Here is a 27,000-nt window from a genome sequence, read left to right as displayed (position 1 = left end):
GTGTGGGAGTGCGCCCATGCTGACGAGCAACCTGTTTCTGCTTTCGATCGCGCTGCTCACGCTCGTCGTATGCGTCGTGCTGGGCGCCGTGCTGTATTTCGCGGTCCACGGTTCGCACGCGAAGCCGCAAGCCGAGCGCAAGATCGTGCGTCTGCGCTCGGACTCGCTGCGCAGCGCGTTTCGCCAGGCAGTCGAACTGATCGAAGGCAATATCGCGACGCGCGCGGAGCGGTACAACATTCCGTGGATCATGATCCTCAACGAAGGAGACGATCCGCGACCACTGCCGATCGCCCAGGCGGGCGTGGCCAGCGTACTCGGCGCTGACGCCGCGAGCCCCGCTGCGACGCAGGGCATTTCGTGGCATTTCTTCGACCGCGGCATCGTGGTCGATATCAAGGCGGCCTATCTCGGCTCGCCGGATGACGATGGCGACGGCAAGCCGTGGGATGAGTTTCTCAGCCTGTGCCGCAACTATCGGCAGCAACGGCCGTTCGATTCCGTCGTGATCACGGTTCCGGCCGCCACGCTGCTCGCCGACAACACCGACGCGCGCCTCGAACTCGTGCGCCACGCGAAGCTCGCGCATCGCCGTCTCTGGCTCGCACAGAACCGTTTCGCGATGCGCTTCGCCGTCTATGTGGTCATCACCGGCTGCGAGGCCTTGCCCGGCTTCCCGACCTTTGCGCGTGCGCTGCCGGAACCGATGCGGGCGAGCATGCTCGGCTGGTCGTCGCCATACGATCTGTCGACGACCTATCAGCCCGACTGGGTCGACACGGCAATGAACAGCGTGATGCGTTCGGTTTCGGATGCAAGCGCCGAACTGTTCGCACTCGATTCGGCACACCTCGACGCGCGGCAGTTCCTGCAACTGCCTTCACGCATCGACGCGATGCGTGCGCAACTGCAGCTCTATGTCGACGAGTTGCTGCGCGCGAGCGCGTACCACGAACCGTTCTTTTTCCGTGGCATTTACCTCACAGGTGACGCGAGCGAGTTTGCACAGTGGAGCGTGACGCAGGGCGGGCAATCGGTGGCGCAACTCGATGCATTGCCTCCGGCAGCCGGGTCGCAACGCGACAGTGTCATGTTGTATACCGACGGCGCGGCAGATGAACTCGCCGACGCCAATATGGGCGATGGACGCCAGGAGCCGGGCGGCGCAATCAACGACCTGATGTTGCAGCCTGCGTTCCTGCGCGACCTCTTCGAGAAGAAAATTTTCCTCGAATACGGGCTGACGCGCCCGTCGCGGTCGCAGCATCTGACACGCCCCGTGATGAGCCGCGCGCTGCGCTGGAGCAGCATTGCGCTGCTCGGTGGCTGGGGCATTGGTCTGGCCGTCGCCACCGTGCAGCTAAGCCATCGCAATAGCGAACTCATGGCCGCGCTCGGCTCACTGCGCCGTGACGCGGGCGAGCGCGCCGCGGCTGCGCAGCAAGGCCAGGAACTTCCTGCCGACTGGTATCGCCGCAAGGCGCTAGCGCTCATCGTGCTGAATCAGAACCTGAAAACCGACAGCGCGTGGACGGTTTTCATGCCGGGCTCCTGGAGCATCGTCGATGACCTGAACGCACGCGTGAAGGAGCGCTTCGAGCGTGAATTCGGCGAAATCGCCGTAGCCGCGCTCGAGCGGGAGATGTATGCGCGGGTGAGTCAGCTGACGGGCGTGGGACGCGATCCGAGCACGGGACAGCTGATTGCCGGCGACGACTGCGCGGCGCCAGGCGGCGTGCGTGCGGATGCCAGCGCTGCACCGAGCCTTGCCGTCGACGATCTTCCGCCGATGCGCGCATTGCAGCTCTACGTAAGCAACGTCGACCAGTTCGACGCCGCGTTGCAGGCGCTGCAACGGCTCCAGCATCCGGCCGCCGATAACGCCGACGCGTTGCGCCTCGTGGTGCGCTACGCGCTGGGTGCGGAGTTACAGGGCAACGTATCCGGGAGCCTGCCGTACTTCTATCGCGAGCGGAACGGAATGACTGCCGCGCGCACGTCGGGTATCGATCTCGTGTCCGTGCAACAGGCGCTGCGCTGTACGCTGGACAAAGGCGCACAGCAGGTCGATAACGGACTGTTCACGAACAATCCTCTGCTGGTCGCCGAGCGCACGGTGACGGATAACCTCAACGCGCTTTCCGTCTCCGACGCGGGCGCCGGCGACTTCTCGAAACTCACGGCGGGTTATCGGGCGGTCGTTGGGGGGATCGATGCGCAACGCGATCTGCTCGCATCGGGTAAGGGAAGCTGGCTGCATCAGGCGCAATTCACGCCGGGTCCGGCGTACGACCGCACGCTTATGCGCGTCGCGCAGAGCCGCCTGCTTGGCGCGGACCTCGCGACACAGATCCGTCAACGGGACGATACAGGCTTCCAGGCGTTCCGCAGCGAACTGGCGCTGCGTTTTGGTGGTACCAATAGCGGGATCGTCTGGGTCGACAAGGATGCTCGCTACAGCATCTCGCCCGATCGCGCCGCCATGCGTGACAGTTTGTCGAGCCTGTTGAACCAGCCGTTCATGGTTGCGCCACGCAATCGCGAGTTGCCTACGTTGTCCGATGGTTCGACGATCGTCTGGGATCGCGCGCAACTCGACCAGGCCCTGGCTCTGGGCGACGTGCGCAAGCGCTTCCTTGCCGAAGGCATGACTAACATGCCTGCAACGATGCGTCCCACGATCGAAGAGGCGCTCGATCTTCAGTTCGCGCGCCTGATCCTTGATCAGACGGCGGCCGCGGCGACGGTGACAACCACGCAAAGCGATCAGGACAGCGCTGCGTTCGACGCCGCGCGCGTGCGGCTTGCGCGCATCGAAGCGCTGCTGACCGAGCTGGGTGCAAGCGCGCAACTGGAAGATCTGCAGATGCTCGTGTCGGCTGACGCGATCGCGCATTTGCAGCGCGTCGACAATGCGCTTACCCAGTCGGAGCTTTACATGACGCGCCAGGATAATGGCGGCGATGGCGTGCGCGGCGGACGCTCGCCTGTGCTCGCGGCGTTCGGCGTTGCCGATGCCGCCGCGCTCGCTCCTTATCTGGACCAGCAGGCAGCGCGCGCGTTGTCCCTGGGCAAACAGGCTTCCGTGTATCTGGCGCCGCTCGATGCGAGCAGCGCAACCGCGCCTTTGGTGCAGCGCTGGCAGGCCATCAATCGTGATCTCGAACGTTATCAGCTCAAGAATCCGAACAGCAGCCTGCTGCGTCTCGAACAGTTCGCGCTGTCCGTGGCAGCAGACCCGGGTCCGGCAGGGTGCATGTCGAAGTTCACGGGGCGGCCTTCCACGAATGGTGAAGGCGACTACTTCGCGATCCTGCATGCGCGGCTCTATGACCGGCTGCTTGCGCGTTGCAGCGAGTCTTACGTGTTCGACCTGCGCCAGCGGTGGGCGAATTTTGCCTCTGCATTCAACGAAACCGTGGCGGGTCGTCAACCTTTCGACAACAGCAGCGTGATTCATGTCGCTACGCGTGCGGACGCCGTATCGGCCGATTTCGGCGAGCTCGGGCAGGTGCTCAAACGATATGCGCCCGTGTCGGAGGCGTTCCATGCAACGCGTGCCAACACCGCGCAGGCGAGCGTGGCGGGCGGCAAGCTGCGCCAGTTCATCGACAATTTCGATCAGGTAAGAACGCTGCTCGCGCCGCTGTATCCATCCGACGACGGCGCGCCCAACGGTTACGACCTGAATGTGGAGTTTCGGGCCAATCGTGGCGGCGAGATCGCGGCCAACCAGGTAATCGACTGGACGCTGACAGTCGGCTCGCAGAGCATTTCGATGAATGACGCGCCGCACACGGTGCACTGGGACTACGGCACGCCTGTCTCGCTGGTGCTGCGTTTTGCGAAAGATTCGCCGCTGACGGCGACGGCCGACCCGCAGCAGCGTGCGCTGTCGACGGATGGCCGCACACTCACATGGCAGTTCTCCGACCCGTGGGCGCTGATCTCGTTCATCAATCGCCAGCGTGTTGCCGATACCAGCCCGCGCGGCGACAGCACCGCGCAGTTGCTGAAGTTCGAATTCCCGCTTGGCACCGTCGATCCTGCCAATCTCGCTCTGTTGCCGAAGCAGGCGCACGGACGCGTCTTCGTGCGACTCGCGCTGATGCCCGCCGGCAAGAAAACACCGTTGCCGTGGCCCGGCAGCTTCCCGGTGCGCGCACCGGACTGGACCGCGTTATGAAACAGTCGTATCCGATGGATGTCGCTAACGGCCTCGAAATCGATCTGGAGGCGCTGCTTGCGCCCGTGCCGGAAGGGGCGGTGCAGGTGTGTCGTTGCGCTATGAACCTGTCTATCAGCAGATTCGCGATGCCCGCACGCACGACGATGCGAGTGTGCCGATGGGTGAATGGGAACGTCCGCTGATCAAGGCTGACTGGAAACGCGTCGCGTCGCTTTCAACGGAAGCACTCTGTACGCGCAGCAAGGATTTTCAGCTTGCAGCCTGGCTATGCGAAGCGTGGACCCATCAGCACCGTATCGAAGGTTTTACGGCGGGCACGCGGTTAATGGCGATGCTCGCAGAGCATTACTGGCAAAACGCATGGCCCGCGCTCGAAGACGGCGACACCGATGCGCGCGTCGCGCCGTTCGTCTGGCTCAACGACACGCTTGCCCTGGTGCTGACCTTGCATGTGCCGCTCCTCACCATCGAAGGACGCGAACCCGCACACGTGAATCTGGACGAATGGCAACGCGTCATCATGGAAGGCAGTGATGAAGACGGTGCCGAACTTACGCGAGACCTGCTCGACAAACATGTCACGCAAGGAAATAACCTCACTGCATTGACGAGGCTGCATCAGCAGCTTGAGATCGCACATGAGAATTGGCGCGGGTTCGAACGTCTGCTCGACACACTCCTGCAACACGATGCGCCGCATCTTGGGCGTGTGACAGACGTATTAATGCGGCTTTCGCGTGCCGTAACCAGCCTGCTAGGTGATCGTGCAACGCCTGCGGCGCCGTCGGCGCCACAGCAGGACGTACCGGCGATTCCGCTGGACAACGTTGCGCATACGAGGGCGGAGCTGCCGTCCTGGGAGAACGGGATGAGTGATGTGTTGCAGGATGCACCGGTTGGATTGCAGTCTGCTGTGTCGCGCGAGAAGCCGGCTTTTGCGGGCATCGAAAGCCGCGCTCACGCGTATCAGCTAATCGAGCTGGCGGCGCGGTATCTGACGGAACATGAGCCACACAGCCCCACGCCATTCCTGCTGAAACGCGCGGTGGCCTGGGGGCAGATGTCGTTGCCCGAACTCATGCGTGAAGTCGTACGCACTGACGGCGACATGTCGCGGTTCTTTGCGTTGCTCGAAGTCGAATAATCCGCTCACGTTCATCGGGCGTGCCGCTCGTCACGTGAGTTACATTCTGCGCAGGTCGTCTGAAAGCGCCAGATTCGTTGGAAACAATTCGTCGCCCACAGTAGCGCGGGCGGTATGGAGAGGCTGCGATGGCAGTGGGATTCGAGTTCGCGACTGGCTGGGATATCTACAAGTTGAACGATGGGGTCAATCCCGTCCACGGTACCGCTATTAACGACCAGTGGATTGCGGCGAACACCACGAGCTATCCGAAGGCGGCCGTCGTGAGAGGCGGGCTGGGCTGGTCGATGACCGTCGACGGGACAGAAATCGAATGGGTGGTAAAGGAGGTGGAAGAGAACGCGGCGGGAGCGATTCAACTGACGCAGGTCATGAATGACCTGACGCGTTTTGTGGGCATGCTCAACAAGCGCAACATGCAAAGCTTTCTGACGGCGGCTGATTTCCCGATTGGCACTTTCCGTGCGCCGAACGACCGCTTCATCATCCATATCAAGCAGGACATGCGGGCGAAGCCAATCGAGGCGATCACGCAAGTGACGGGCGGCATCCGGCTCGCACGTGTGCGCAAGCTTTGGCGGCTGCTCGCCGACCCAAACTCGCATTTCGCGAAGGTGATATTCGGTGGCGAAGGCGGTGGTGCGCAGGGATATGCGGGCCTGCTCAAGCCCATCATCCTTGACCACACGAACATGTACGACCCGAACTGGCCCAATCACGAGCCGAGTGCGAAGATGCGCGGGTTGCTGACAATGATCATGACCTACCTCCGGCGCGGCTACTCGCCAGCACAGCAGGGCGTAGGGGCAGTGAAGTACCTTTTTCTTCTGATGTCCCGCACCAGCTTCGGAGCCCTCTTCAAGGACCTGCCGCAAGAAGAACAGGTCCACTACGGTGGCGATGCAGGCAAGGCGCAGTGGGTTGAGTATGTGTGCAAGCACCTGATGTCGAGGATGTCGAACATGCCGGCGACAGGGGTCGACCCGGACGGAATGGTCGTCGAACGTAAGATCACCGACCGCGGAAATCTGTCTACTGCGCCAGTGACGCTACCTATCACCCGCAAGGAGTGGCTGGAGGGGATGGTGGAAGGCAACGACCTGCTGAGCGCGGCTGCGCACCCGTTAGGCGGCGACGATAATGATTTGTGGGCGGATAGCAACCCCGAACTCGGTCATCGTCTGCGTGGGCTTGCGGGGTTGGGCGACAAGATGGATACCGTCATGTACGCGGGGCGCCAGAACAAGGCAGCGATCATTGAATTTCGCGCGAGGCAGGCCGCACTCGAATATTCCCTGTGGCCCGGATACGCGGCGGCGATGCATAGCTTCATCACGGAAATCAACGAGGGCGAGCGACATGGGGTAATCGACCTCACGCCGCTTGCGTAGAGGGATGTCGTCGGACCGTGGAGAATCGCATTGGAAGTGCCGGGGGCGCGGACTAGAGGCCACTTGTGCCAGGTCGGCTCATATTTGGAAAGAGATCACGCATGCTGATGTCATTTGAAACGTCCCTGGACCATGACTCGTCTCTGGACAACGGTGCTGCCACCGGCTCTGATCCATCTAGAGTGCATTTACAGAAATTGTTTCTAAATTCCTAGATTGCTGAGCCTTGTCCAGCAAGGGCTTCCCTTGGTAACCCCGGTACTTTTCGTTCAAATTCGAGCGCGTCGCTTGAATGGGATGTGAATCGAAAGCGCTCGTTTTACCCGTTTTTGACGTAAATCGTTTCGAAATGACACGGGCCTTCTCTGGGCGTCGAGCGATGACAACAATCGTTGGGAAATGTCGTGAACCGGGGCGGCATAAATCCGCTTTTCATGGATATCAGGGGTCTGTCTATGACGGCTTGGGCGAGCGGCATCGCGACGCGGCAGGTTTGATCGGTACCGCACGTGGATTTCAACGCCGACACGCTATGATCCGGCCGCAGAATCTGACCAAAACTCTTTCGCGGAGCGCCATCGCGATGACACAAAGGGGCTCTCCCGTTCTCATCCCCTCGTCAGGGACGGCGACGCAACTCACGCGGATCGCACTCAACGGTAGCGTGGGGAATTTCAAGGAGGCAGATCTGGAGGGGATCATTCACGCCCATCCGGACGGTGAGCATATTGGGTTCCATTCAGGGCATTATCGAATACGACGTGAGCGTCGCAGTTGGCTGGACACGAACGGCCGTCGTCGTACATGGTCATCCTGATTGTGAGCGCTTGGGCATGGCCCGAGAAAAGTGATACGAGGAATATGCCCATGAACAGCGATCGATGGTTCATGTCTGAACTCCCGTGTGTACATGTGTAGGTCTGTATCGGATTGGCTGCGACTTCTTCACCGGCGTGTCAGCGCATCCGGCCTCATGGAAATTCAGTCAAGGCGCACGTTTGAGTCTATGCGGTAGCAAACACAAGAACGGGAGTCTGTGTGTCATCCGCGGTGAAAATCGTCCCGATGCGGTTGGACTCGGCACGCTTCGAAACACGTATCGCCAACGCAAAAATGCCTCCCGTCGAATCGCGAAAGAGGTTTCGATATTTGCAACGTTCGCGGAAACTCTGGTCCAACCTGTCAACGACTGTGAACATCAATAACTGCGAACGCCAGGGACCGTGCCTCGATCGCATGAGCGAGAACGTAGTCGATAAATTCGCTTGGGCCACATGCGTGAAACGCAAAACACGACCACATAAGCGCGCTCAAGTCCTGGATCTCCCGAGAAGGAAAAAAGAACGGGCCCCGATGTAGCATCCGCACTCGACGCGATGTGCACCCTCTGGTCCGAGAAGCGAGGCCGCATCGTGGTGGCATTCAGTCATAAGTTAGCACTGCGTTACGCTTTCTTTCGGGGCTGAATTTACAACAATCCCTAGGAAACACCGCGTCAGATGCGCGCTTCATTGAGCGCTACCCGCATGTTCTACTCGGCTGTATCATTGATGGAGTACACGCATGGGCCGATACCTGAGATACCGATGAATGAGCTGCGCCTGAACGTCGCTGATAAAGTCAAACGGGGTAAGCAGTGGGCGGGAAGAGATCTGAGCCCGTTGCCGCATGAATCAGCGTTGACGATTCTGTGGAGATTCGGCTGGCGCAACGTGCTTGGTCCGCCAGAAATACGCGCCTTTTTAGCCGATGGCCGCAAACAGATTGACTGGGGAGCATTTAAGCGTATCGCCAGCTGGTGGTGCCCGGAAGATACCGAGCTGCGGATCGAGAGACTTCCTGCGCGCAAGATGTTTTTTGACAGTTGCTTGCGGTACTGTCCGATCTGCCTCGAGTGTGGCTATCACAGCGTCTGGCATCAGTTCCGGCCGCTGCCAAGCTGCCCGATACACGATGTCCGGCTGATGTCCAGGTGCTTCAATTGCCGGCTTCCGACCACGTGGATGTTTGAGTATCTGAACGACCGCACGAAGCCGTTCCGTTGCAAAACCTGCAATGGATATCTGGCGGGAGTCGAGCCGAACCTCGATCTGCACCTGGATCTGCGCGATCAGTCTGCTGCAATCCGCGATCGTCTGGACCGCTACGATGGATGGGTTACGGAGAACCATGAGGTGTTAGCGCTGGTGGAGCAGTTGATGGACTACAAGGAGCGGCGCCCCAACGCAGAACCAGCTTTCAAACTCCTCGTATATCGCCTCATTGACCAGATGGCGCCGTCTGCTGATTTTTCGTTCGGCGATGGTCGCCCCGTTGGGGTATTTAACTGGAATATCCGGCCATACCGATATGGCGAGATGCGGCGGCGAGCAGAGCTCTTCACGTCGTGGTCAGCCCTCGGTGCCTACAGAAACGCGATACACAAGCTGATGAAGCGCTACATTGTCTGTCACGACGATGTCACCCGTCTGCAGGATGCCGGTTGCCGGATTGCTGGCAGGCAGAGCCTGAATATTGGAGCGCTCGGCGCGTCGTTGGTTGCGATTGCATTAACCCGCCATTGGATTGAAGGCGAAAGATGGAACGTTTCGAACTGTGCGGACGCCAGGCAGGCATTCTTTTCACTTCCCATGCCGTTCCCGGATTGCGGTACCGGGCGCTACCTGCGCATTGAGGTTCAGGCCTATGTCAGCGCGCTATACGCCACGTTTCTGGAGGCGGCATCCCGTACCGCGCATTCTGACGAGGATGTAACGGCAAGCGTACTCCTCGCTGCCGGAACTGGCGTCGGATTCGCTCAGAACTGCCGGCGCGACGGGATTACTGGAATGGCAATATTCCCGCTGGCACAGGTGCCCAGCTCGCCGCTGCGGGTCCATCAAGGGCTCCCGTCCGACCACAAACGAAACTTCCGGCTCGCGCAACCTAGGGGTGTCCCTCGCTTGACTGTGCACGGGAACGAAAAGTCACTCGATACGCCGATCGTGCCGCGAATCGGATCATGAGGGCATTGGCCGTGGCAATTGCGCGAACCGTCCATAAATTGGCCTCATTCGTTCGGACCGTCGCCGGTGCAGGCAACCATCTCAATTCCTGTTAGGCTCTTGCCCCAAGCTGCCTAGGCGGCGACGCTATCGGGCAGGCAGGTCGCTTCATCGCCATTCTGGTAAGTAGTACATCCCACATCTTGGCGGCGACAGGAAATGATAACAATTATTCGGAAATGCCGGGCGAGACGTGATCTGCAGTGAGCGCGGTCGACATGTTCGCCGAGCTTGTGTTATGACCGTCGTCAACGCTTGCCTTAACGAGATCAAAATGAACGGATTGCGGCCGATATTTCCCGACGACGACCGGTTGATCCAATGGGCGGGAACAGACCTGGGGCCTTTACCGCATGAGTCGGCGCTGACGATTTTCTGGAGATTCTGCTGGCGCAACGTGCTCGATCCGAACGACATACGGGATTTTTTTGGGGAGGGCGGCAAGGCGATTGACTGGGATGAATTCAGACGTACCACCGGATGGAGGTGCCCTGAAGTCGTCGAGCTCCGAATTGAGGGGGTGCCTTCACGCCAGATGCTTTTTGACAATCACTTGAGGTACTGTCCCATCTGCCTCGAATGTGGTTACCACAGTGTCTGGCATCAGTTTCTGCCATTGCGGACCTGCCCAATGCATGGTGCACCTCTGATGTCCCAATGTTTCTCATGTGGGGTCCGGTGCGAACAGGTTTCCGAATATCTGAATAGCCGCACAGCGCCGTTCTGTTGCAAATCGTGCGGTGGATATCTTGCGGACGCAGAGCCCAACCTCGAGTTGTTCCTGGACCTGCTCGACCAGTCCCGTGCAATCTGTGAGCGCCTGGACCGTTATGAACGATGGGTGACGGAGAATCACGAACTGCTGGACTTCGTGAAGTGGCTGCTCATTCCCAAGGACTGGAGCCCGGAAAGGCAGGGCGCTTTCCACCACCTTGTGTACCGACTCGTTGACCAGCTAGCGCCGTCCCAGGACTTCGCATTGAGCGATGGTCGGCCGGTTGGAATATATATCTGGCAGATCCGTCCATACCGGTCGTCTATCATGCGGCGATCGGAGTTCCATGTGCGTCGCTCGGCTCTTGGCGCGTACAGAAACGCGATACACAAGCTTCTCAGGCAATGTGGCGTCCACGACGACACTAACCGCCGCCTGCGTGAGGCGGGGCACCGAATAGCCAGCCGGTCGCCGCTGAACGTCCGGGCGTTTGGCGCACCGCTGGTGGCCCTTGCACTCATCCGGCATTGGATCGAAGGCGACCCAATCGTGTCATCAGTAGGCGCACGTTGAATACGGCATCCGGCGCATCCTGCCGTGGATGCGACACCGGTGAACGGTGAGCTATTTCAAGAGCACGGGGCGAGTTCGCACGGGAACGGGAACCCGCTGCGACGGGTTTGAGGAACAATGTAGAAGGGCCTATACGTCTGTCTGATAGAGCAGTCGTTTTTCTTGACTTCGATGGCGTGCTACATCCAGTTGGTCTGCCGGCGATAGATGAGGACTTCCGCCTGATCGACAATCCGGGTCTGTTTGTGTGGCTCCCGATTCTCGAACGGTTGCTTGCGCCGTACCCTATGATCGGGATCATCGTCAGCTCGGACTGGCGTCGGCTCTTCGATGACACTACGCTTATCCAGCTGCTCGGCCCGTTGGCTGCGCGGTTTGTCGGGGTGGTTGAATGCTACGGGGCGTCCCGGTCGGAGGAAATACTGGCCGAGGTCGAACGAAGGGGGCTCAAGGCATGGTTGGCGCTAGATGATCACCCACGTGTCCTCGCCGCTCACGGCAGAGACGCACGTTTCATCGCATGTGAGCCTGCCACAGGGTTGAGTTCGGTTGCCGTACAGCGAATCCTCAGCCTGAGGCTTGCCCACCTGCTGGTCAATGAGTTCTGATTTTTTGCGCGTCCAATGCTGTTTGTCCAAGCCCGAGGCACCACATCGGGGCCGGGCGCGACCCGTTTAAGCTTCTTGGCCTTGCCGACGAGCCGTTGTTGAAGAAGATCAATCTCCATGGAAGAACACGCTGGCCCGTTCGACTTCGTACGAAAACCATCACATTTGCGACCTGAACCCGGTACGCAACGCACACGATGCTGACAGGACTGCCGGGCCCCGTCTATAGCGTTCCGCCACCGCGTCGGACGGGCGGTCGTGTCCTTTATCTTGATCTGGACGGTTGCCTGCATCCCGACGCCGTATACGAGAAGCCTGGCTCGGGGCCGTTCATTTTTGGTTATCCGGATCACAGGCTTTTCGAACATGCGCGGTTGCTTGACGATGTGCTGGCCCCGTACCCGCGTGTGCGCATTGTGCTCAGCACCTCATGGGTGCTGCGTTACCGTGGAAGCATTCGCCGCGTGTCGCGTGGACTGACTCCGGCGTTGCGGGAAAGGGTTGTTGGCGCGACCTTTCACAGTCGCATGGACCTGAGCGCGTTCGCCGACGCGCCGCGAGGTTTTCAGGTGTGGTCCGATGTGCTTCGCCGTAAGCCGGAAGCATGGCTTGCGCTCGACGATGACTTTGAAAACTGGCCGGGTTGGTGTGAAGACCGTCTGGTGCGCACAGACCCGATCCTGGGGATCAGTGCGCCGGGGGCGCTGGCGGAATTGAAGGAGAAACTGTATGAAATGGACGGGCACGAATGACCGGACGCCTGTGCTTGACTCCGGTGTCCGTTGGCGATTTGCAAGTCATCGCGATCATCGTCGCCGCGCGGCCGGTCAAATGCGTGCGGCGGCGGGTGCGGCCGGATGCTGTCCGTTGTAGGAAGCCGCTCGGTCGATCTCCTCGGAATCGAGCGAAGGTCGAGCGTATGTTGCGAATCCAAGTCATCAGTTTGCCCTCGACTTCGAGGGATGGTAGCCTCCTGCTCCGAGGCGTGGTTCCATTAGCACTATTGGGGGACAACTTTGCCGCTCTGCCTTTTCGATAAGCAGTGGGCCGCCAACTGAACCTGATCGTTCGGGCGGTGGAGGTGGGTTGTTTGCCAGGCGCGGCAGCGGCCCAGACGATCTCAGGGCGCTCTAAATCGGCCAAAGATCGATACGAACCGGGAAGCAGCTTATTTTGTTATTTTGTCCAGTCGGCGGCGAGAGAAATAGTCACAAAGGTTCCACGCCCCTGCGGCCGCCATCGCTTGCAGTTTTGCCCAACATCGCGGACTACTCGCCATGACTAGCGGCGGCTTCACGACGGGAAAACGATCGTCGCCTCTCAACAACCGGATGATCGCCCAAACGGGGAGGGTGCGGCCGCGTGTCTGAAATCTCGACATACCCGGTGGTGAGCTCGCGGACCAAGTGGACAGACTCTACGCGGCCTATGGCAATGCGGTCTCTTTAGAGCGTCGCATCAGGTTCATATTCGCCTTCGCCTCGTTGGGCTAGCGCCAGAAGAGCGAGTTCGCCCGTACGCCTGATATGCGCGATAGAGGCGGCAAACGCCGCATCTCCGTCATGTCGCTCGATCGCGTCGAGCATCCTGTTCATCTCGCGATTCGATTCGGTGCTTCGCCCGGGTGTGGCGATCGTGAGTGCCCGCAAGCGATTGATACGTGCGTTCAGCGTCTTCACCACCGCAAGCGAGACAGTCCTTTGCGCGCCTTCGAACAGCGCGTCGTAGAAGTGCTCTGTGTGGGCTAACACGGCCGACAGGTCTTCAGCCTGAAATGCGGCCTCGATTTTCTTGCGGATTCCTCGCAACTGCTTCACGAGTTCGGGCGTAGATCGCTCGGCACACGCGCGCGCAGCATTCGCTTCCAGCAGACCGCGTAGTTCATAAATTTCACTGACCTGGGCGGGATTCAATCGTGCGACGACGGGGCCCTGTCGGGCTGCGACGTCGACGAGTCCTTCCGTCTCAAGATGTCGCAGCACCTCGCGCACAATCGTCCGGCTCACGCCCAACTCGTCGCAGAGGGTTCGCTCGACCAGACGCGCGCCAGGCGGAAAGTAGCCTCGCACGATAGCGTCGCGCAGCTTGTCCAGCGTCAGTTCGCGAAGGGTTTTGGTCTCACGGACAACTTTAAGGTCTGACATATTGAAAGGAAGTGGTCGAAAAATAGCAATGCACGGGCTGGCCCGATACGCAACATACAGGGCCGTATTGTCTCCCATCCGTGAAGGCCTGCCATCGCCCGGCGCCTCTTAGGCGCGTCGGCTTCTTCGCAGCGCGCCAGCGCAGTCGCTCTGAACTCAACGACGCGCCGGGGCGGGCTCGCCCCGTGGACATCGTGCGCCGGCAGGTATCAGAGAAATCGGTGTCAGCTTATGGTATTCCATAATATTGACTATTTTGGCTCGGCGATACTATGGCATACCATAATCCTGCCGAAAGTGATTTGATCGGACCACGCAGCAGGCGTACGTGCAGCACATCGGAGAACACCATGTCTGAGCAGACCATCGAACCAGCTTCTCATCCGGCGCCGGGCGCGCGCGCCCACGTCGGCGCGATTCTCGAACACCGCGACGGCCTCGTGTTGCTCGAGACGAAAGACGGTTTGCAGCTTCCGATGGGCGTCAAGCTCCAACCCGAGAGCGATGCGGGGAGCCTGCGCGGCGTGCTGGCGAAGCTCGGCCTGAAGGCGCATCTCGACTTCATTTTCGCGGTCTTCGAATCGGGCGAGGGCCCGGCCGCGAGCGTCAGCGTGGTCTACCGGGGCCGCGTGAACAGCAGCCTCGCGGCGATGATGGACATGTCGATCCACATCGTCCCGCTGTCCCGCATTCCGTGGAGCGAACTGCTCGATGACACTGTGCGTTCGATGCTTGAGCGTTATCTACGTGAACGCAGCGAAGACGCTTTCGGTATCTATGTTGGTGATGCGGAGGCGGGAACCGTCCAAGCGCTCGCAACAGTGCATTGACTGCGGCCACGCCCACGGAGAGAAAAACAGGAAGCCGCTGACGTTTGCACCGCTCATCTAAGCAAAAAGACGATTCCGACCAACCACAAGCATTCATTGCCGCGATACCGCACCGAATCCAAGGAGACCAACATGACCCTCACACGTACGCTGAAGACTGCTCCGCTGATGGCGCTGTGCGCCACTGCCTTTACTGCAACGTCGGCGCTCGCTGCTGATCCCATCGTTTTCACGAGCTGGGGTGGCACCACACAATCGTCGCAGCAGAAGGACTGGGCGCAGCCTTTCACCCAGGCGACGGGCATCAACGTGCTGATGGACGGTCCGACCGACTACGGCAAGCTCAAGGCGATGGTCGACAGTGGCAATGTGAACTGGGACGTCGTCGACGTCGAAGGCGACTTCGCCTACGCCGCGCAAAAGGCCGGACTGATTGAGCCAATCGATTATTCGGTCGTCAAGAAGGATGAACTCGATCCGCGCTTTTCGACGCCGGCTGCTGTAGGCAGCTTCTATTACTCGTTCGTGCTCGGTTACAACAAGTCGAAGTACACGGGCGCGCAGCCGCAAAACTGGGCCGACCTGTTCGACACCAAGAAATTCCCCGGTAAGCGCACGTTCTACAAGTGGTCAGCGCCTGGCGTGCTCGAAATTGCGCTGCTGGCCGACGGCGTGCCGGCCGACAAGCTCTATCCGCTCGACCTCGACCGCGCCTTCAAGAAGCTCGACACGATCAAGAGCGACATCGTGTGGTGGAGCGGTGGCGCGCAATCACAGCAACTGCTGGCTTCGGGCGAAGCGCCGATCGGCATGTTCTGGAATGGGCGTCTGCATGCGCTCGAACAGACGGGCGTGCCGGTCGGCATTTCATGGAACCAGAACCTGACGGCCGCCGATATGCTCGTGATTCCGAAGGGCGCGAAGCACAAGGCCGAAGCGATGAAGTTCCTCGCTGCCGCAACGAGTGCTCAGGCGCAGGCAAAGTTCGCGCAGAACACCGGCTATGCGCCGGTCAACGTGAAGTCGGCCGCGCTGATGCCGCCCGCTGTCGCGAAGACGCTGCCCGACCAGTACAAGACCTCGCAGATCAATCTTGACATGAAGTACTGGGCGGACAACCGCGACGCGATCGCCAAGCGCTGGTACGCATGGCAGTCGAAATAAGCGTCAGCGTAATGGTTATGCCCCGAAGCAAAGGCCAAGCCGAAAGCGTGTAGCAGTATCCGAGAAATGCAGGAGAAACGATGCCCAACGTTCTAACTACCGTCGCGCATGCGCCGGTGACACCCTCACGCCAGCGTCGCGACTGGCGCAACCTTCGCCTGCTGATACCGGGCCTCCTTCTCCTTGTGATCTTCTTCATGCTGCCGGTGCTGTCGCTCCTGCTGCGCAGCGTGCTGGAGCCGACCCCCGGGCTGCAAAACTACGTGCAACTGGTGGGCTCGTCGACCTATCTGCGCGTGTTCGGCAACACGTTCCTGGTCGCGACCGTGGTGACGCTGGTGACCGTCGCGATCGGTTTTCCGACTGCGTGGCTGCTTGCGATTGCGCCGCGCCGCCTGACTTCGCTGCTGTTCTCGATCCTGCTGCTGTCGATGTGGACCAACCTGCTGGCACGCACGTTTGCCTGGATGGTTCTGCTTCAGGCGACAGGCCCGATCAACCGCATGCTGATGGCAATCGGTCTGATCAGCGAGCCGCTGGCGCTCGTCAACAACCTGGTCGGTGTGACGATCGGCATGACCTACATCATGTTGCCGTTTCTCGTGATGCCGCTGCACGCGACGCTGCGCAGCATCGACCCGTCGACGCTGCGCGCCGCCGCCGTCTGCGGCGCGAGGCGCTGGCAGGCCTTCTGGCGCATCCTGGTGCCGCTGGCGATGCCGGGTATCGCATCGGGCGCGCTGATGGTGTTCGTGATGGCGCTCGGCTATTTCGTGACCCCGGCACTGCTCGGCGGCGCGCAATACATGATGCTCGCGGAGCTGATCGCGCAACTCGTGCAGCAATTGCTGAACTGGGGACTCGCCGGCGCCGCCGCACTCGTGCTGCTCGCCGTGACGCTCGGCCTCTACGCGCTGCAACTGCGCTTCACTGGCGCACGCGCCACTAGCGGAGGTCTCTGAGATGTTGCTCGACTTCGATCGTCTTGGCGCGCTGCGCTGGGCGCTGCTCGCAATTAGCGCGGCAGTCGCGCTGTTTCTTCTGCTGCCGATCCTGTTCATCGTCGCCTTGTCGTTCGGCAACTCGCAATGGCTGATCTTTCCGCCGCCAGGCTGGACGCTGGAGTGGTATCGCCAGTTGTTCACTGACCCGGGCTGGATCGATTCGCTGCTGACGAGCGCGAAGCTCGCCGTGATCGTCACGGTGCTGTCCGTGTTCATCGGCTTTCTCGCGTCGCTTGCACTGGTGCGCGGCAAATTCCGGGGACGCAACGTGGCGAAGGCGTTTTTCCTCACGCCGATGGTGCTGCCTGTCGTGGTGCTGGCCGTCGCGCTGTATGCGTTCTTTCTGCGCATCGGCCTGAACGGCACGATGACGGGCTTCGTGATCGGGCATCTGATCATCGCGCTGCCGTTCTCGATCATTTCCATCAGCAACTCGCTGTCGAGCTTCGACACCGCCCTCGAAGACGCCGCGTTGATCTGCGGGGCATCGCCGCTCGAAGTGAAGCTGCGCGTGACCTTGCCCGCGATCCGGCTCGGTCTGTTCGCCGCAGCGATCTTCGCGTTCCTCGCGTCATGGGACGAGGTGGTCGTTTCGATCTTCATGTCGAGCCCGACCTTGCAGACGCTGCCCGTACGCATCTGGGCGACGCTGCGGCAGGACCTGACACCCGTCGTTGCGGCAGCGTCTTCGCTGCTCGTGGGACTGACAACCGTTTTGATGCTGGCGGGCGCCGTGCTGCGCCGCGCGCGCTAATCGATGTAACAGCGAGGTACATGACATGACCGCATTCCTGCAAATCCAGCGCCTGCGCAAGACCTACGACGACGTCGTCGCTATCGACAACGTTTCGCTCGATGTGCGCAAGGGCGAGTTCATGACCTTCCTCGGGCCGTCGGGTTCGGGCAAGAGCACGACGCTCTATATCGTCGCAGGCTTCCAGGAGCCGACCGAAGGCCGCGTGCTGCTCGACGGCAAACCGCTGCTGTCGGTGGCGCCGAACAAGCGCAACATCGGGATGGTGTTCCAGCGCTATACGCTGTTTCCGCATTTGACGGTCGGGCAAAACGTGGCGTTCCCGTTGCGGGTGCGCCGCCGTCCCGAGGCCGAAATCGCAAAGAAGGTCGAGCAGATGCTCGCGCTGGTTCATCTGTCGGAGTTCCGCGACCGTATGCCCGCGCAGCTGTCGGGCGGCCAGCAGCAGCGCGTGGCCATCGCACGTGCGCTGGCGTATGACCCGCCCGTGCTGCTGATGGACGAGCCGCTTTCCGCGCTCGACAAGAAGCTGCGCGAAGAGATTCAGCTCGAACTGCGCCGCATCCATCAGGAGACGGGCGTGACGATCCTCTATGTGACGCACGACCAGGAAGAGGCGCTGCGTCTGTCGGATCGCATCGCCGTGTTCAACAAGGGCTGCATCGAGCAATGCGGCACGGGCGAAGAACTCTATGCGAATCCGTCTTCGCGCTTCGTCGCCAACTTCATCGGCAACTCGAACTTCCTGCCCGTGCGCATCACCGCGCGTGACGCGGCTGAGGCGAGCGCCGTCTTTCCGAGCGGGCATCAGGTCGTGGCCGCAGGCGATGCTGCGCTGCCCGTTGGCGGTGACGGCACGCTGATGGTGCGCCCCGAGCAGATCCGCATTCGCGCGACGGAAGCGGAGAAAAACGCGGCAGGCTTGCCCGTGAAAGTGCGAGACATCACGTATCTCGGCGACGCGATGCACTACTCGGTGATGACACCGTGGGAACAGGAGATGTCGGTGCGGATGCCCGCCGGCGATCATCGGGACAGCGGAATCGTCATCGGCACGCAGGCCTGGGTTCACTGGGACTCGCGCGATGTGCGGCTGTTCTCGCAGGCCTGACGGGATACAGCAATGGACGAGCCGACATCGTCATTGAAAGTCGAGCGTCGAACGACGACGCTCCGAGAGCTTGCGCTCGAGAAAATGCGCAGCGCGATTCTCGACGCGCGGTTCCAGCCGGGCGACCGGCTGGTCGAACGCACGCTGTGCGCGGAACTGGGCGTGAGCCGCACCGTCGTGCGCGAGGTGCTGCGCCATCTGGAGACGGAAGGGCTCGTCGATACCCTGCCGAATCAGGGGCCCATCGTCGCCGTGCTCGATATCGACACGGCAATCGAAATCTACGAGATCCGTGGGCTGCTGGAGGGCGAGGCGGCGTCCGCCTGTGCCCGGCACGCCGACGCGCAGACCATCGACGAACTGGAAGCGTGCATCGATCGCATCGAGCGAGCGTTTCATGATCAGGACTATCGCGAAGTCCGGGCGCTCACGACAGCTTTTTACGAGCGCATGTTCACGGCGGGACACAAACAGGTCGCATGGGAAATCGTGCAGTCGCTGATGGCGCGAATCAACCGTCTGCGAGCGTTGACCATCTCGTCCAATGATCGGGGCAGCCAGGCGGTGATGGAAATGCGTGAGGTGCTGGCCGCAATCAGGACGAAGGACGAGGCCGCCGCACGCGACGCTGCCATCAGCCACATCAACCGCGTGCTGGAAATCGCGAGGAACCTGTTGCTCGACGGACAGCAACACCTGACGCTGAAACGCGCGGGCTGATGTCGCCATCCCATCGCACCACACTTATTTAGCAACCCTTGTAGGAAAGACTATGGAATTGGGAACCCGGTTGAAGGACCCGCTGCTGCTTCGACAACAGGCTTACGTCAACGGCGAATGGCAGAACGCTCTGAGCGCAGAGTCGTTCGAGGTGAACGATCCCGCGACGGGCGCGATCGTCGGCAATGTTCCTTTGATGGGCGCGGCGGAAACGCGTCAGGCAATCGACGCGGCGAACGCGGCCTGGCCCGCGTGGCGCAAGAAGACCGCGAAAGAGCGCGGCGCGATTCTGCGCAAATGGCACGATCTGATGCTGGAAAACGCCGATGACCTCGCGCTGATCCTGTCGACCGAGCAAGGCAAGTCGCTCGCCGAGGCGCGCGGTGAAATCGGCTATGCGGCGTCGTTCTTCGAATGGTTCGCCGAAGAAGGCAAGCGCGTGTACGGCGATACGATTCCAACGCCCGCGAGCGACAAGCGCATTGTCGTGGTGAAAGAGCCGGTCGGCGTGTGTGCCGCGATTACGCCGTGGAATTTCCCGGCTGCGATGATCACGCGCAAGGTCGGCCCCGCGTTGGCGGCCGGTTGCACGATCGTCGTCAAGCCCGCCGAGGCGACGCCGTTCTCCGCGTTGGCGCTGGCGGTGCTGGCCGAACGCGCGGGCGTGCCGGCTGGCGTGTTCAGCGTCGTGACGGGCGATCCGAAGGCGATCGGCGGCGAACTGACGTCGAATCCCATCGTGCGCAAACTGTCGTTCACGGGGTCGACCCAGGTGGGTCGCGTGCTGATGAGCCAGTGTGCTGCGACAGTCAAAAAGGTATCGCTGGAACTCGGCGGCAATGCGCCGTTCATCGTGTTCGACGATGCGGACATCGACGCGGCCGTGCAAGGCGCCATCGCATCGAAGTATCGCAATAGCGGGCAAACGTGTGTCTGCACGAACCGCTTCTATGTGCACGACGCCGTGTATGACCAGTTCGCGGAAAAGCTCGCTGCCGCTGTCGGCCGTCTGAAGGTCGGACGTGGCACCGAGCCCGATGTCGCGCAAGGCCCGCTCATCAACGAAGCAGCCGTGCAGAAGGTCGAAGCGCATATCGCCGATGCGCTCGCGAAAGGCGCGTCCGTCGTCACCGGCGGCAAACGCCATGCGCTGGGCCACGGCTTTTTCGAACCCACGGTGCTGAGGGATGTGACGCCAGCAATGAAGGTGGCGAAAGACGAGACGTTCGGCCCGCTCGCGCCGCTCTTCAGATTCAGCTGCGACGACGAGGTGATCCGCTTCGCGAACGACACCGAGTTCGGTCTCGCCGCGTATTTCTATAGCCGCGACTTTGCGCGCGTCTGGAAGGTCGCGGAAGCATTGGAGTACGGGATGGTCGGCGTGAACACAGGGCTGATCTCCAATGAAGTCGCGCCGTTCGGTGGCGTGAAGCAGTCGGGCATGGGGCGTGAAGGTTCGCACTACGGCATCGACGACTACGTCGTCATCAAATATCTCTGCATGGCGGTTTGACCTGACATAACACCGTGCAAAAGAGGGCGCTTGAACATGAGTACGTGGTCTTCCACTAACGATGAAACAGGCGCGAACCGTTTGCACGGCGCAGCGTCGAATGAAATCGAAGCCGGCTCGGTCACCATACCGTTGCCGGTGACGATACGCGTTGTCGCGATCTGTCTCGCGATGATCCTCGCCGAAGGCTACGACGTCGCGATCTACGGCGCGGTGCTGCCGATGCTCGCGCACGGCGCGAACTGGTCACTCTCGCCCTTCCAGTTGGGCGCGATCGCGAGCTGCTCGCTGGCAGGCATGATGATCGGTGCGATGTTCGCCGGGACCGTGAGCGACCTGATCGGACGCCGCCGCGTACTCCTGGGCAGCGTGGCGTTGTTCTCGGCGATGATGGGTGCGGCGGCACTCGCGCCTACGCCCACGGCTTTCGTCATCGCGCGCGTGATTGGCGGCCTGGGTCTAGGCGGGGTCGTTCCGACTGCCGCAGCGCTCACGGTCGAATATTCTCCGCCGCATCGCCGCTCGTTCAACTATGCGTTGATCTACACGGGCTATTCCCTGGGCGGCATTCTCGTCGCGCTGCTGGCGATCGCATGGCTGCCGTCGCACGGCTGGCGATGGCTGTTCGGCCTAGGCGCGCTGCCTTTGCTTCTCGTGTTCGCAGTGGCTCGGTCCGTGCCGGAGTCGCTCGATTTCCTGATCGCGAGGAAGCGCTTTGCCGAGGCACGGTCGCTGGCGAGTGCGCTGCGAATCCGTCACACGGTGCTCGATAGCCAGCGCGAGGAACAACAGCGTGTCACTCATGAAGAAGCCCACGCGCCCGTCCGTTCACTGTTCGATCGTCACTTCATCTTTGCCACGCTGGCATTCTGGCTGGCGATGTTCATGGGCCTGCTTCTGCTGTACGGCCTGAGCACGTGGCTGCCCCAATTGATGCGCAGAGCGGGCTATCCGCTCGGATCGAGTCTCGCGCTGCTCATGACGCTCAATCTCGCCGCCGCCGTGGGTTCGCTGTTCGGCGGCGCGTTGGCCGATCATGTCGGTTCGAAGCGCGTGGTCAGCGCGCTTTATCTGCTCGCCGCGGCCAGCCTGTGCGCGTTGCCCCTCACGCATGACGTCGTGCTGACCTATGTGCTGGTCGGGCTCGCGGGAGTGGGCGCGATCGGCAACACGATGCTGCTCGGCGCCTATATCACGCGGTACTACCCGGCCCGCAACCGGACGACGGGAATCGGCTGGGCGCTCGGTATAGGGCGCTTCGGCGCGATCGCGGGGCCGTTGATCGGCGGCGCTTTGGCGCAAGGGGGCGTGGCGCTTGCATGGAACTTCTACGTCTTTGCCGCCGTGGGGCTGCTGGCCGCCATTGCCGTGCTATTGGTGCCGCGCCAGCGCGCGGCCTCTTCCCGCGACTGATTCACACAACCATAACTTGCATGTTTCACCATGAAAACCATAAAAGACCTGCCTATCGGGAGCAAGATTTCAGTCGCGTTTTCAAGCGCGATTTTTGCTTTTATCGTCAGCACATGCATCTGTCTCTACAGCGTCCGGGCGATCGACCAGAAGCAGAAAGAGATCGAGGCATCGGAGCAGATGTTGCTGCTGTTGAAGGACGGCACGGGCGACTATCTGAACATCATCTGGGCGGTGCTGGCGAACAATCTGAACGGGAAAGCGTCGCACGGGAAGTGGATCATCGATCACCGTGCTGACTTCGATAGCAAGCTGATGAAGATCAGCCAGATGGATGCGACGCCCGAAGGCGCCTCATTAGCCCGGGAGGGCCAACAGGAATACGACGCGTGGCTGAAAACCGTCGTCGACCCGCTGGTGGACATGCGCAGGAAGGTGGACGCCTTCTCGGCGGGCGTGGCCGATCTCTCTGCGTTGACCGAGAGCTTCGGCTCATATCTGGGGACTGAAAAGCTGATTGCGGCGGTCGGCAAGCTGGAGAACTACGAACAGCAGCGCATGCTGGCGAATCGTGCACAGCTCGATACGTTGCGCACGTCGATCTACGTCAGTGTGCTCAGCGCGTCGCTGATTGCCGTGCTTGCGTCGATTCTCGCGGGGCGGTGGCTGTCGCGTTCCATTTCGCGGCCATTGAGAGAGGCCGTGCAGGTGGCAAGCAGCGTCGCCGACGGCGATCTGACGAATCGCATCGATGCGACATCGGCGGACGAAACGGGGCAACTGATGCTGGCGATGAAAACGATGAACGAAAGTCTCGCGAGCATCGTAGGTGGCGTTCGTTCGAGCGCCGATCGCATCGCTTCCGCGTCAAGCGAGATCGCCGCGGGCAATCTCGATCTGTCGTCGCGCACCGAAGAGCAGGCGAGTTCGCTGGAGGAGACGGCGGCAAGCATGACGCAACTGACGGAAACCGTGCGCCAGAATGCGGACAACGCACGTCAGGCGAGCACGCTGGCGACGCGTGCATCCGGCATCGCCGACACGGGCAACGAAGCGGTGCGTGGCATGGTCGAGGTGATAGGCCGCATCAGCGGCAGCTCGGACGAGATTTCCGAAATCACCGCTGTGATCGAAGGCATCGCTTTTCAGACGAACATCCTGGCCTTGAACGCGGCCGTCGAAGCCGCGCGGGCAGGCGATCAGGGGCGTGGGTTCGCCGTCGTGGCGAATGAGGTGCGCGCGCTTGCGCAACGCTCCGCAACCGCCGCGCGCGAGATCAAGCAACTGATCGGCACGTCGGTGGAGACGATCCAGAGCGGGGCCAGGCAGGCTCAGGACGCGGGCACTACGATGACTGAAGTGAAGTTCGCGATCAGACAGGTGGCCGACATCGTGAGCGAGATCGCGGCGGCATCGGACGAACAGAGCCGCGGCATCGAGCAGGTGAATCAGGCTGTGAATCTGATGGACAAGGTTACGCAGCAGAATGCGGCGCTTGTCGAGCAGGCTGCCGCGGCGGCGCAGTCGCTCGAAGACCACGCGAAGGATCTGAAGCACGCGGTCTCGGTGTTTGTCGTCGCGGAGCCAGTAGAGCAGCGCACATAATCCGCAGCCTCAAAGCAAAGCCGGCTCGTTGAAACAACGAGCCGGCTTGCGTTTACGACACGACAAACGCGCTTATTCGGAAGCCGTGGCGCCAGCCGGAGAGCGGCGAGGCGCGCGCGAGCTGTCGTTCGACGAGAGCAGATAGTACGCGAGCGCCGTTGCGACGAGACCGACCATCCACGACACGTCTGCACCGCCGAGGATCGAAGCGAGCGGGCCATGAAAGAAGCTCTCTTCCATGAACGGCACCTGAACCGCGATGCCGAAGACGTAAAGCGCGATCGCCTTGACGTTGAACGAACCGTACATGCCGCCGTTGCTGCTGACGATTTCCGCTACGTGATAGTGCCGCTTGCTGACGAGATAGAAGTCGACGAGGTTGATCGCGATCCAAGGCGCGAGCACGATGCGCATCGCGAAGATCGCATTGAGGAAGATGGCAATGAAGTTGCTCGACGCCCACAGCGCGGTCGCTGTGGAAGCCACCAGTACGACCGTCGACACCGCGACGCGAACATTGCGGCCAGGCACCCAGTGCGGACGGAACGTCTGTGCAGCCGTGATGAACGACAGCACTGCGCCGTACAGATTCATGCCGTTATGGCCAATGATGTTGACGAGAAACAGGAAGATCAGCACGTAGCCGAACATGCCCGTTTGCGTGCGGATCGCCTGCATCGCGTCGGTGGCGTGGCCTGTACTCACGGCCACGACGCCGAACACGAACGCGAAGATCGTTCCCAGCGACGTGCCGAAATACGTGAATGCAAACGTCCTGGCGAATCCGGTGGTGGTCGGCAGGTAGCGCGAATAGTCGGACGTGTACGGTGCGAAACTGATTTGCCACACCGCGCAGAGTCCGAACATCGCAAACCAGCCGGAAAGATCGAAGTGGCCTTGCTGGAGAACGCGAGCGTCGAGACCGGGCGCCATCAGGATCAGACCGATCAGGAGCGCGCTGCCCATGAACCACGCACCAATCTTGTTGAAACGATGGATGAAGTGATAGCCGATCACGCCGACCAGGGTCGCCAGAATCGCGCCCAGCACCGTCGCGATATGAATTGGAACGACAGGGATAGCGGCGTTGAGTGTCTTGCCCGCGAGAATGATGTTCGAAACGAAGAAGCCGAGGTAGATCAGTGTGGTGAAACCCACCACGAGCAGCGATCCGTAGCGGCCGAATTGCGCGCGGCTCTGGATCATCTGCGGCACGCCAACGAGCGGACCCTGCGCGGAAGTGAGGGCGTGGAAAATGGCGCCGAAGAATTGCCCCGCCACGATGGCGAGAATGGCGCTGATCAGATCCAGGTGAAAGACCAGCACGGAGGTGGCGCCGGAAATGACCGCGAGTGGCGCGACGTTCGTGCAGAACCACAGGGTGAAGAGATCGGCTGGCTTGCCGTGGCGGTTCTCTGGGGGAACATACTCGATCGAGTTGCTTTCGATAGTCAGAACGCTGTTGTCGTTCGACGGGTTTGTCATCATGTCTCCATCTTTATTGCCAGGCTGCGCCGCGTCGGCCGTGCTCTGAACGCTATGGGCGCGACGAAGCACAGCCTTTACGGCCGTGAGTCGATACTGCAGTGAACACGCGCGCGTCTAGCGCATGACGAACGGATCGCTGATCGGTTCGTCCGACGTGCGAAGCCACACGGACTTCGTTGTCGTGTATTCGAGCGCCGCGGCGAATCCGCCTTCGCGGCCATGCCCCGACAAGCCGAAGCCGCCGAACGGCACGAGCGGCGACACCGCCCGATACGTATTGATCCAGACGATGCCCGATTGAACGCGCTTCGACACGCGGTGGGCGCGCGTGAGATTGGTGGTGAAAATGCCGGCGGCGAGACCGTAAGCCGTGCTGTTCGCCTTGTCGATCGCTTCCTGCTCGGTCGTAAAGGTATCGACCGACAGCACTGGCCCGAAGAGTTCGGTTGTGATGCTGTCTGCGTTCGCGACACCTGTGCAGTCCAGAATCGTCGGCGCGTAGTAGTAGCCGGCGCGCTCGATCGCCTTCCCGCCAGCGAGCACTTTCGCGCCCTGACGCACGGAGCTTTCGACAACCGACTGAATGAGTCGACGTTGCCGCTCCGTGCACAGCGGACCGTATTCCGTTTCCATCTCGCCCGGTGCGCCGACGCGAATGCGCGAGACACGTTCCACCAGCAACGCAAGGAACTGGTCCTTCACGGACGCCTCGATCAGCAGCCGCGAACCCGCGACGCAACTCTGGCCGCTCGCGGCGAAGATGGCCGCGACCTGCGCGTTGACGGCACTCTGGATGTCGGTGTCGGCGAAAACGATGAAGGGCGATTTGCCGCCCAGTTCCAGCGACACCTTCGCGAGATTATTCGCGGTGTTCCTGACGATATGCCGCGCCGTGTCGGGGCCGCCCGTGAAGGCGACCTTGTCCACGTCGGGATGGCCGCTCAGCACCGCGCCGCATTCCGGGCCGAAGCCCGTGATCACGTTCACGACGCCCGCCGGGAAACCGGCTTCGTGCACGAGCCGGGCGAATTCGAGCAGCGGTCCGGGCGCTTCCTCCGACGCCTTGAGCACGACCGTGCAACCGGCGGCGAGCGCCGGGCCGAGCTTCACGGCGGAGAGAAACAACTGGCTATTCCATGGAACGATGGCGGCCACCACGCCGACGGGTTGCCGGTCGAGCCAGACCTGCATGTCGGGCTTGTCGACGGGGACGTGGCTGCCTTCGATCTTGTCGGCGATACCGGCGTAATAGCGGTAGTACTCGGCGACATACGCGATCTGGCTCGACGTCTCGCGGATGATCTTGCCCGTATCGCGCGTTTCGATTTCAGCGAGCCGCGGCGCGGCCTTCTCGAGAAGATCCGCGAGTTTGTACAACAGCTTCCCTCGCGCCGACGCGGTCAGCCCTGACCACGCGGCTTCGCCGAGCGCGCGGCTGGCTGCTGCCACGGCGCGGTTCACTTCGCCCGTGCGGGCTTCGGGCATCTGCGCCCAGACCTGGCCCGTGGACGGGTCCACGCTGCCGAAGGTGGCGGCGCCCGGCTCGAACTGGCCGTCGATATACAGCTGGAAATCGAAACTCATGGATTC

Annotated in this window: 18 protein-coding genes and 1 pseudogene; 16 read left to right on the top strand and 3 right to left on the bottom strand. The window is 61.3% G+C overall.

Features of this window, described 5'->3' with window-relative positions:
* The first annotated feature begins 16 nt into the window (after positions 1 to 16).
* The 7 genes from FRZ40_RS30320 (at position 17) to FRZ40_RS30290 (ending at position 12,416) form a co-directional block, all read left to right on the top strand.
* Positions 17 to 4,186 (top strand): type VI secretion system protein, encoded by a 4,170-nt coding sequence (locus FRZ40_RS30320; RefSeq protein ID WP_147236571.1) that lies wholly within the window; start codon positions 17 to 19, stop codon positions 4,184 to 4,186.
* 94 nt (positions 4,187 to 4,280) lie between these two features.
* Positions 4,281 to 5,333, top strand: coding sequence for a type VI secretion system protein TssA (tssA, locus tag FRZ40_RS30315; protein ID WP_338048173.1), 1,053 nt, complete (start codon positions 4,281 to 4,283; stop codon positions 5,331 to 5,333).
* Between the two features lie 128 nt (positions 5,334 to 5,461).
* Positions 5,462 to 6,724, top strand: a complete 1,263-nt coding sequence (locus FRZ40_RS30310; protein ID WP_147236570.1) for a hypothetical protein — start codon at positions 5,462 to 5,464, stop codon at positions 6,722 to 6,724.
* Between the two features lie 1,586 nt (positions 6,725 to 8,310).
* Positions 8,311 to 9,729, top strand: a complete 1,419-nt coding sequence (locus tag FRZ40_RS30305; protein WP_147236569.1) for a TniQ family protein — start codon at positions 8,311 to 8,313, stop codon at positions 9,727 to 9,729.
* A 277-nt stretch (positions 9,730 to 10,006) separates the two neighbouring features.
* Entirely contained in the window at positions 10,007 to 11,056 is a 1,050-nt protein-coding gene (locus FRZ40_RS30300) for a TniQ family protein (protein ID WP_147236568.1), read from the top strand.
* 107 nt (positions 11,057 to 11,163) lie between these two features.
* Positions 11,164 to 11,664: an HAD domain-containing protein gene (locus FRZ40_RS30295; protein WP_275671051.1), complete on the top strand. Its 501-nt coding sequence runs from the start codon at positions 11,164 to 11,166 to the stop codon at positions 11,662 to 11,664.
* A gap of 197 nt (positions 11,665 to 11,861) precedes the next feature.
* The gene (locus tag FRZ40_RS30290; RefSeq protein WP_158647043.1) at positions 11,862 to 12,416 is read left to right on the top strand and encodes an HAD domain-containing protein; all 555 of its coding nucleotides are present in this window, start codon (positions 11,862 to 11,864) and stop codon (positions 12,414 to 12,416) included.
* 693 nt (positions 12,417 to 13,109) lie between these two features.
* On the opposite strand, the gene FRZ40_RS30285 is transcribed toward FRZ40_RS30290, so the two are convergent.
* A complete protein-coding gene (locus FRZ40_RS30285) occupies positions 13,110 to 13,808 on the bottom strand; it encodes a GntR family transcriptional regulator (RefSeq protein WP_147236839.1) in 699 nt (232 codons plus the stop codon).
* Between the two features lie 398 nt (positions 13,809 to 14,206).
* On the opposite strand from FRZ40_RS30285, the pseudogene FRZ40_RS30280 reads away from it, so the two are divergent.
* The 9 genes and pseudogenes from FRZ40_RS30280 to FRZ40_RS30240 all read left to right on the top strand — a co-directional run.
* Positions 14,207 to 14,638: pseudogene (locus tag FRZ40_RS30280) on the top strand (flavin reductase); the annotation flags it as partial.
* Positions 14,639 to 14,770: 132 nt separating this feature from the next.
* On the top strand, positions 14,771 to 15,802 hold the full coding sequence (locus FRZ40_RS30275) for an ABC transporter substrate-binding protein (protein ID WP_147236567.1): 1,032 nt from the start codon (positions 14,771 to 14,773) through the stop codon (positions 15,800 to 15,802).
* A gap of 80 nt (positions 15,803 to 15,882) precedes the next feature.
* Positions 15,883 to 16,764, top strand: a complete 882-nt coding sequence (locus FRZ40_RS30270; RefSeq protein ID WP_147236566.1) for an ABC transporter permease — start codon at positions 15,883 to 15,885, stop codon at positions 16,762 to 16,764.
* 1 nt (position 16,765) lies between these two features.
* Entirely contained in the window at positions 16,766 to 17,560 is a 795-nt protein-coding gene (locus FRZ40_RS30265; protein WP_147236565.1) for an ABC transporter permease, read from the top strand.
* Positions 17,561 to 17,585: 25 nt separating this feature from the next.
* Entirely contained in the window at positions 17,586 to 18,671 is a 1,086-nt protein-coding gene (locus tag FRZ40_RS30260; RefSeq protein ID WP_147236564.1) for an ABC transporter ATP-binding protein, read from the top strand.
* A gap of 12 nt (positions 18,672 to 18,683) precedes the next feature.
* Positions 18,684 to 19,391, top strand: coding sequence for a GntR family transcriptional regulator (locus FRZ40_RS30255; protein WP_147236563.1), 708 nt, complete (start codon positions 18,684 to 18,686; stop codon positions 19,389 to 19,391).
* 52 nt (positions 19,392 to 19,443) lie between these two features.
* Positions 19,444 to 20,904, top strand: coding sequence for an NADP-dependent succinate-semialdehyde dehydrogenase (gabD, locus tag FRZ40_RS30250; RefSeq protein ID WP_147236562.1), 1,461 nt, complete (start codon positions 19,444 to 19,446; stop codon positions 20,902 to 20,904).
* A gap of 36 nt (positions 20,905 to 20,940) precedes the next feature.
* Positions 20,941 to 22,317, top strand: coding sequence for an MFS transporter (locus tag FRZ40_RS30245; protein ID WP_147236561.1), 1,377 nt, complete (start codon positions 20,941 to 20,943; stop codon positions 22,315 to 22,317).
* Positions 22,318 to 22,347: 30 nt separating this feature from the next.
* The gene (locus tag FRZ40_RS30240) at positions 22,348 to 23,922 is read left to right on the top strand and encodes a methyl-accepting chemotaxis protein (RefSeq protein WP_240057321.1); all 1,575 of its coding nucleotides are present in this window, start codon (positions 22,348 to 22,350) and stop codon (positions 23,920 to 23,922) included.
* 72 nt (positions 23,923 to 23,994) lie between these two features.
* Here the strand turns inward: FRZ40_RS30240 and FRZ40_RS30235 are convergent, their stop codons facing one another.
* The gene (locus tag FRZ40_RS30235; protein ID WP_240057320.1) at positions 23,995 to 25,410 is read right to left on the bottom strand and encodes a purine-cytosine permease family protein; all 1,416 of its coding nucleotides are present in this window, start codon (positions 25,408 to 25,410) and stop codon (positions 23,995 to 23,997) included.
* Between the two features lie 114 nt (positions 25,411 to 25,524).
* A complete protein-coding gene (locus tag FRZ40_RS30230; protein ID WP_147236560.1) occupies positions 25,525 to 26,994 on the bottom strand; it encodes an aldehyde dehydrogenase in 1,470 nt (489 codons plus the stop codon).
* Positions 26,995 to 27,000: the final 6 nt, after the last annotated feature.

The sequence above is a fragment of the Paraburkholderia azotifigens genome, assembly GCF_007995085.1.
GTDB lineage: Bacteria > Pseudomonadota > Gammaproteobacteria > Burkholderiales > Burkholderiaceae > Paraburkholderia > Paraburkholderia azotifigens.
Note: the sequence above shows the minus strand (reverse complement) of the source record. Positions and strands in the feature narration are given on the sequence as shown.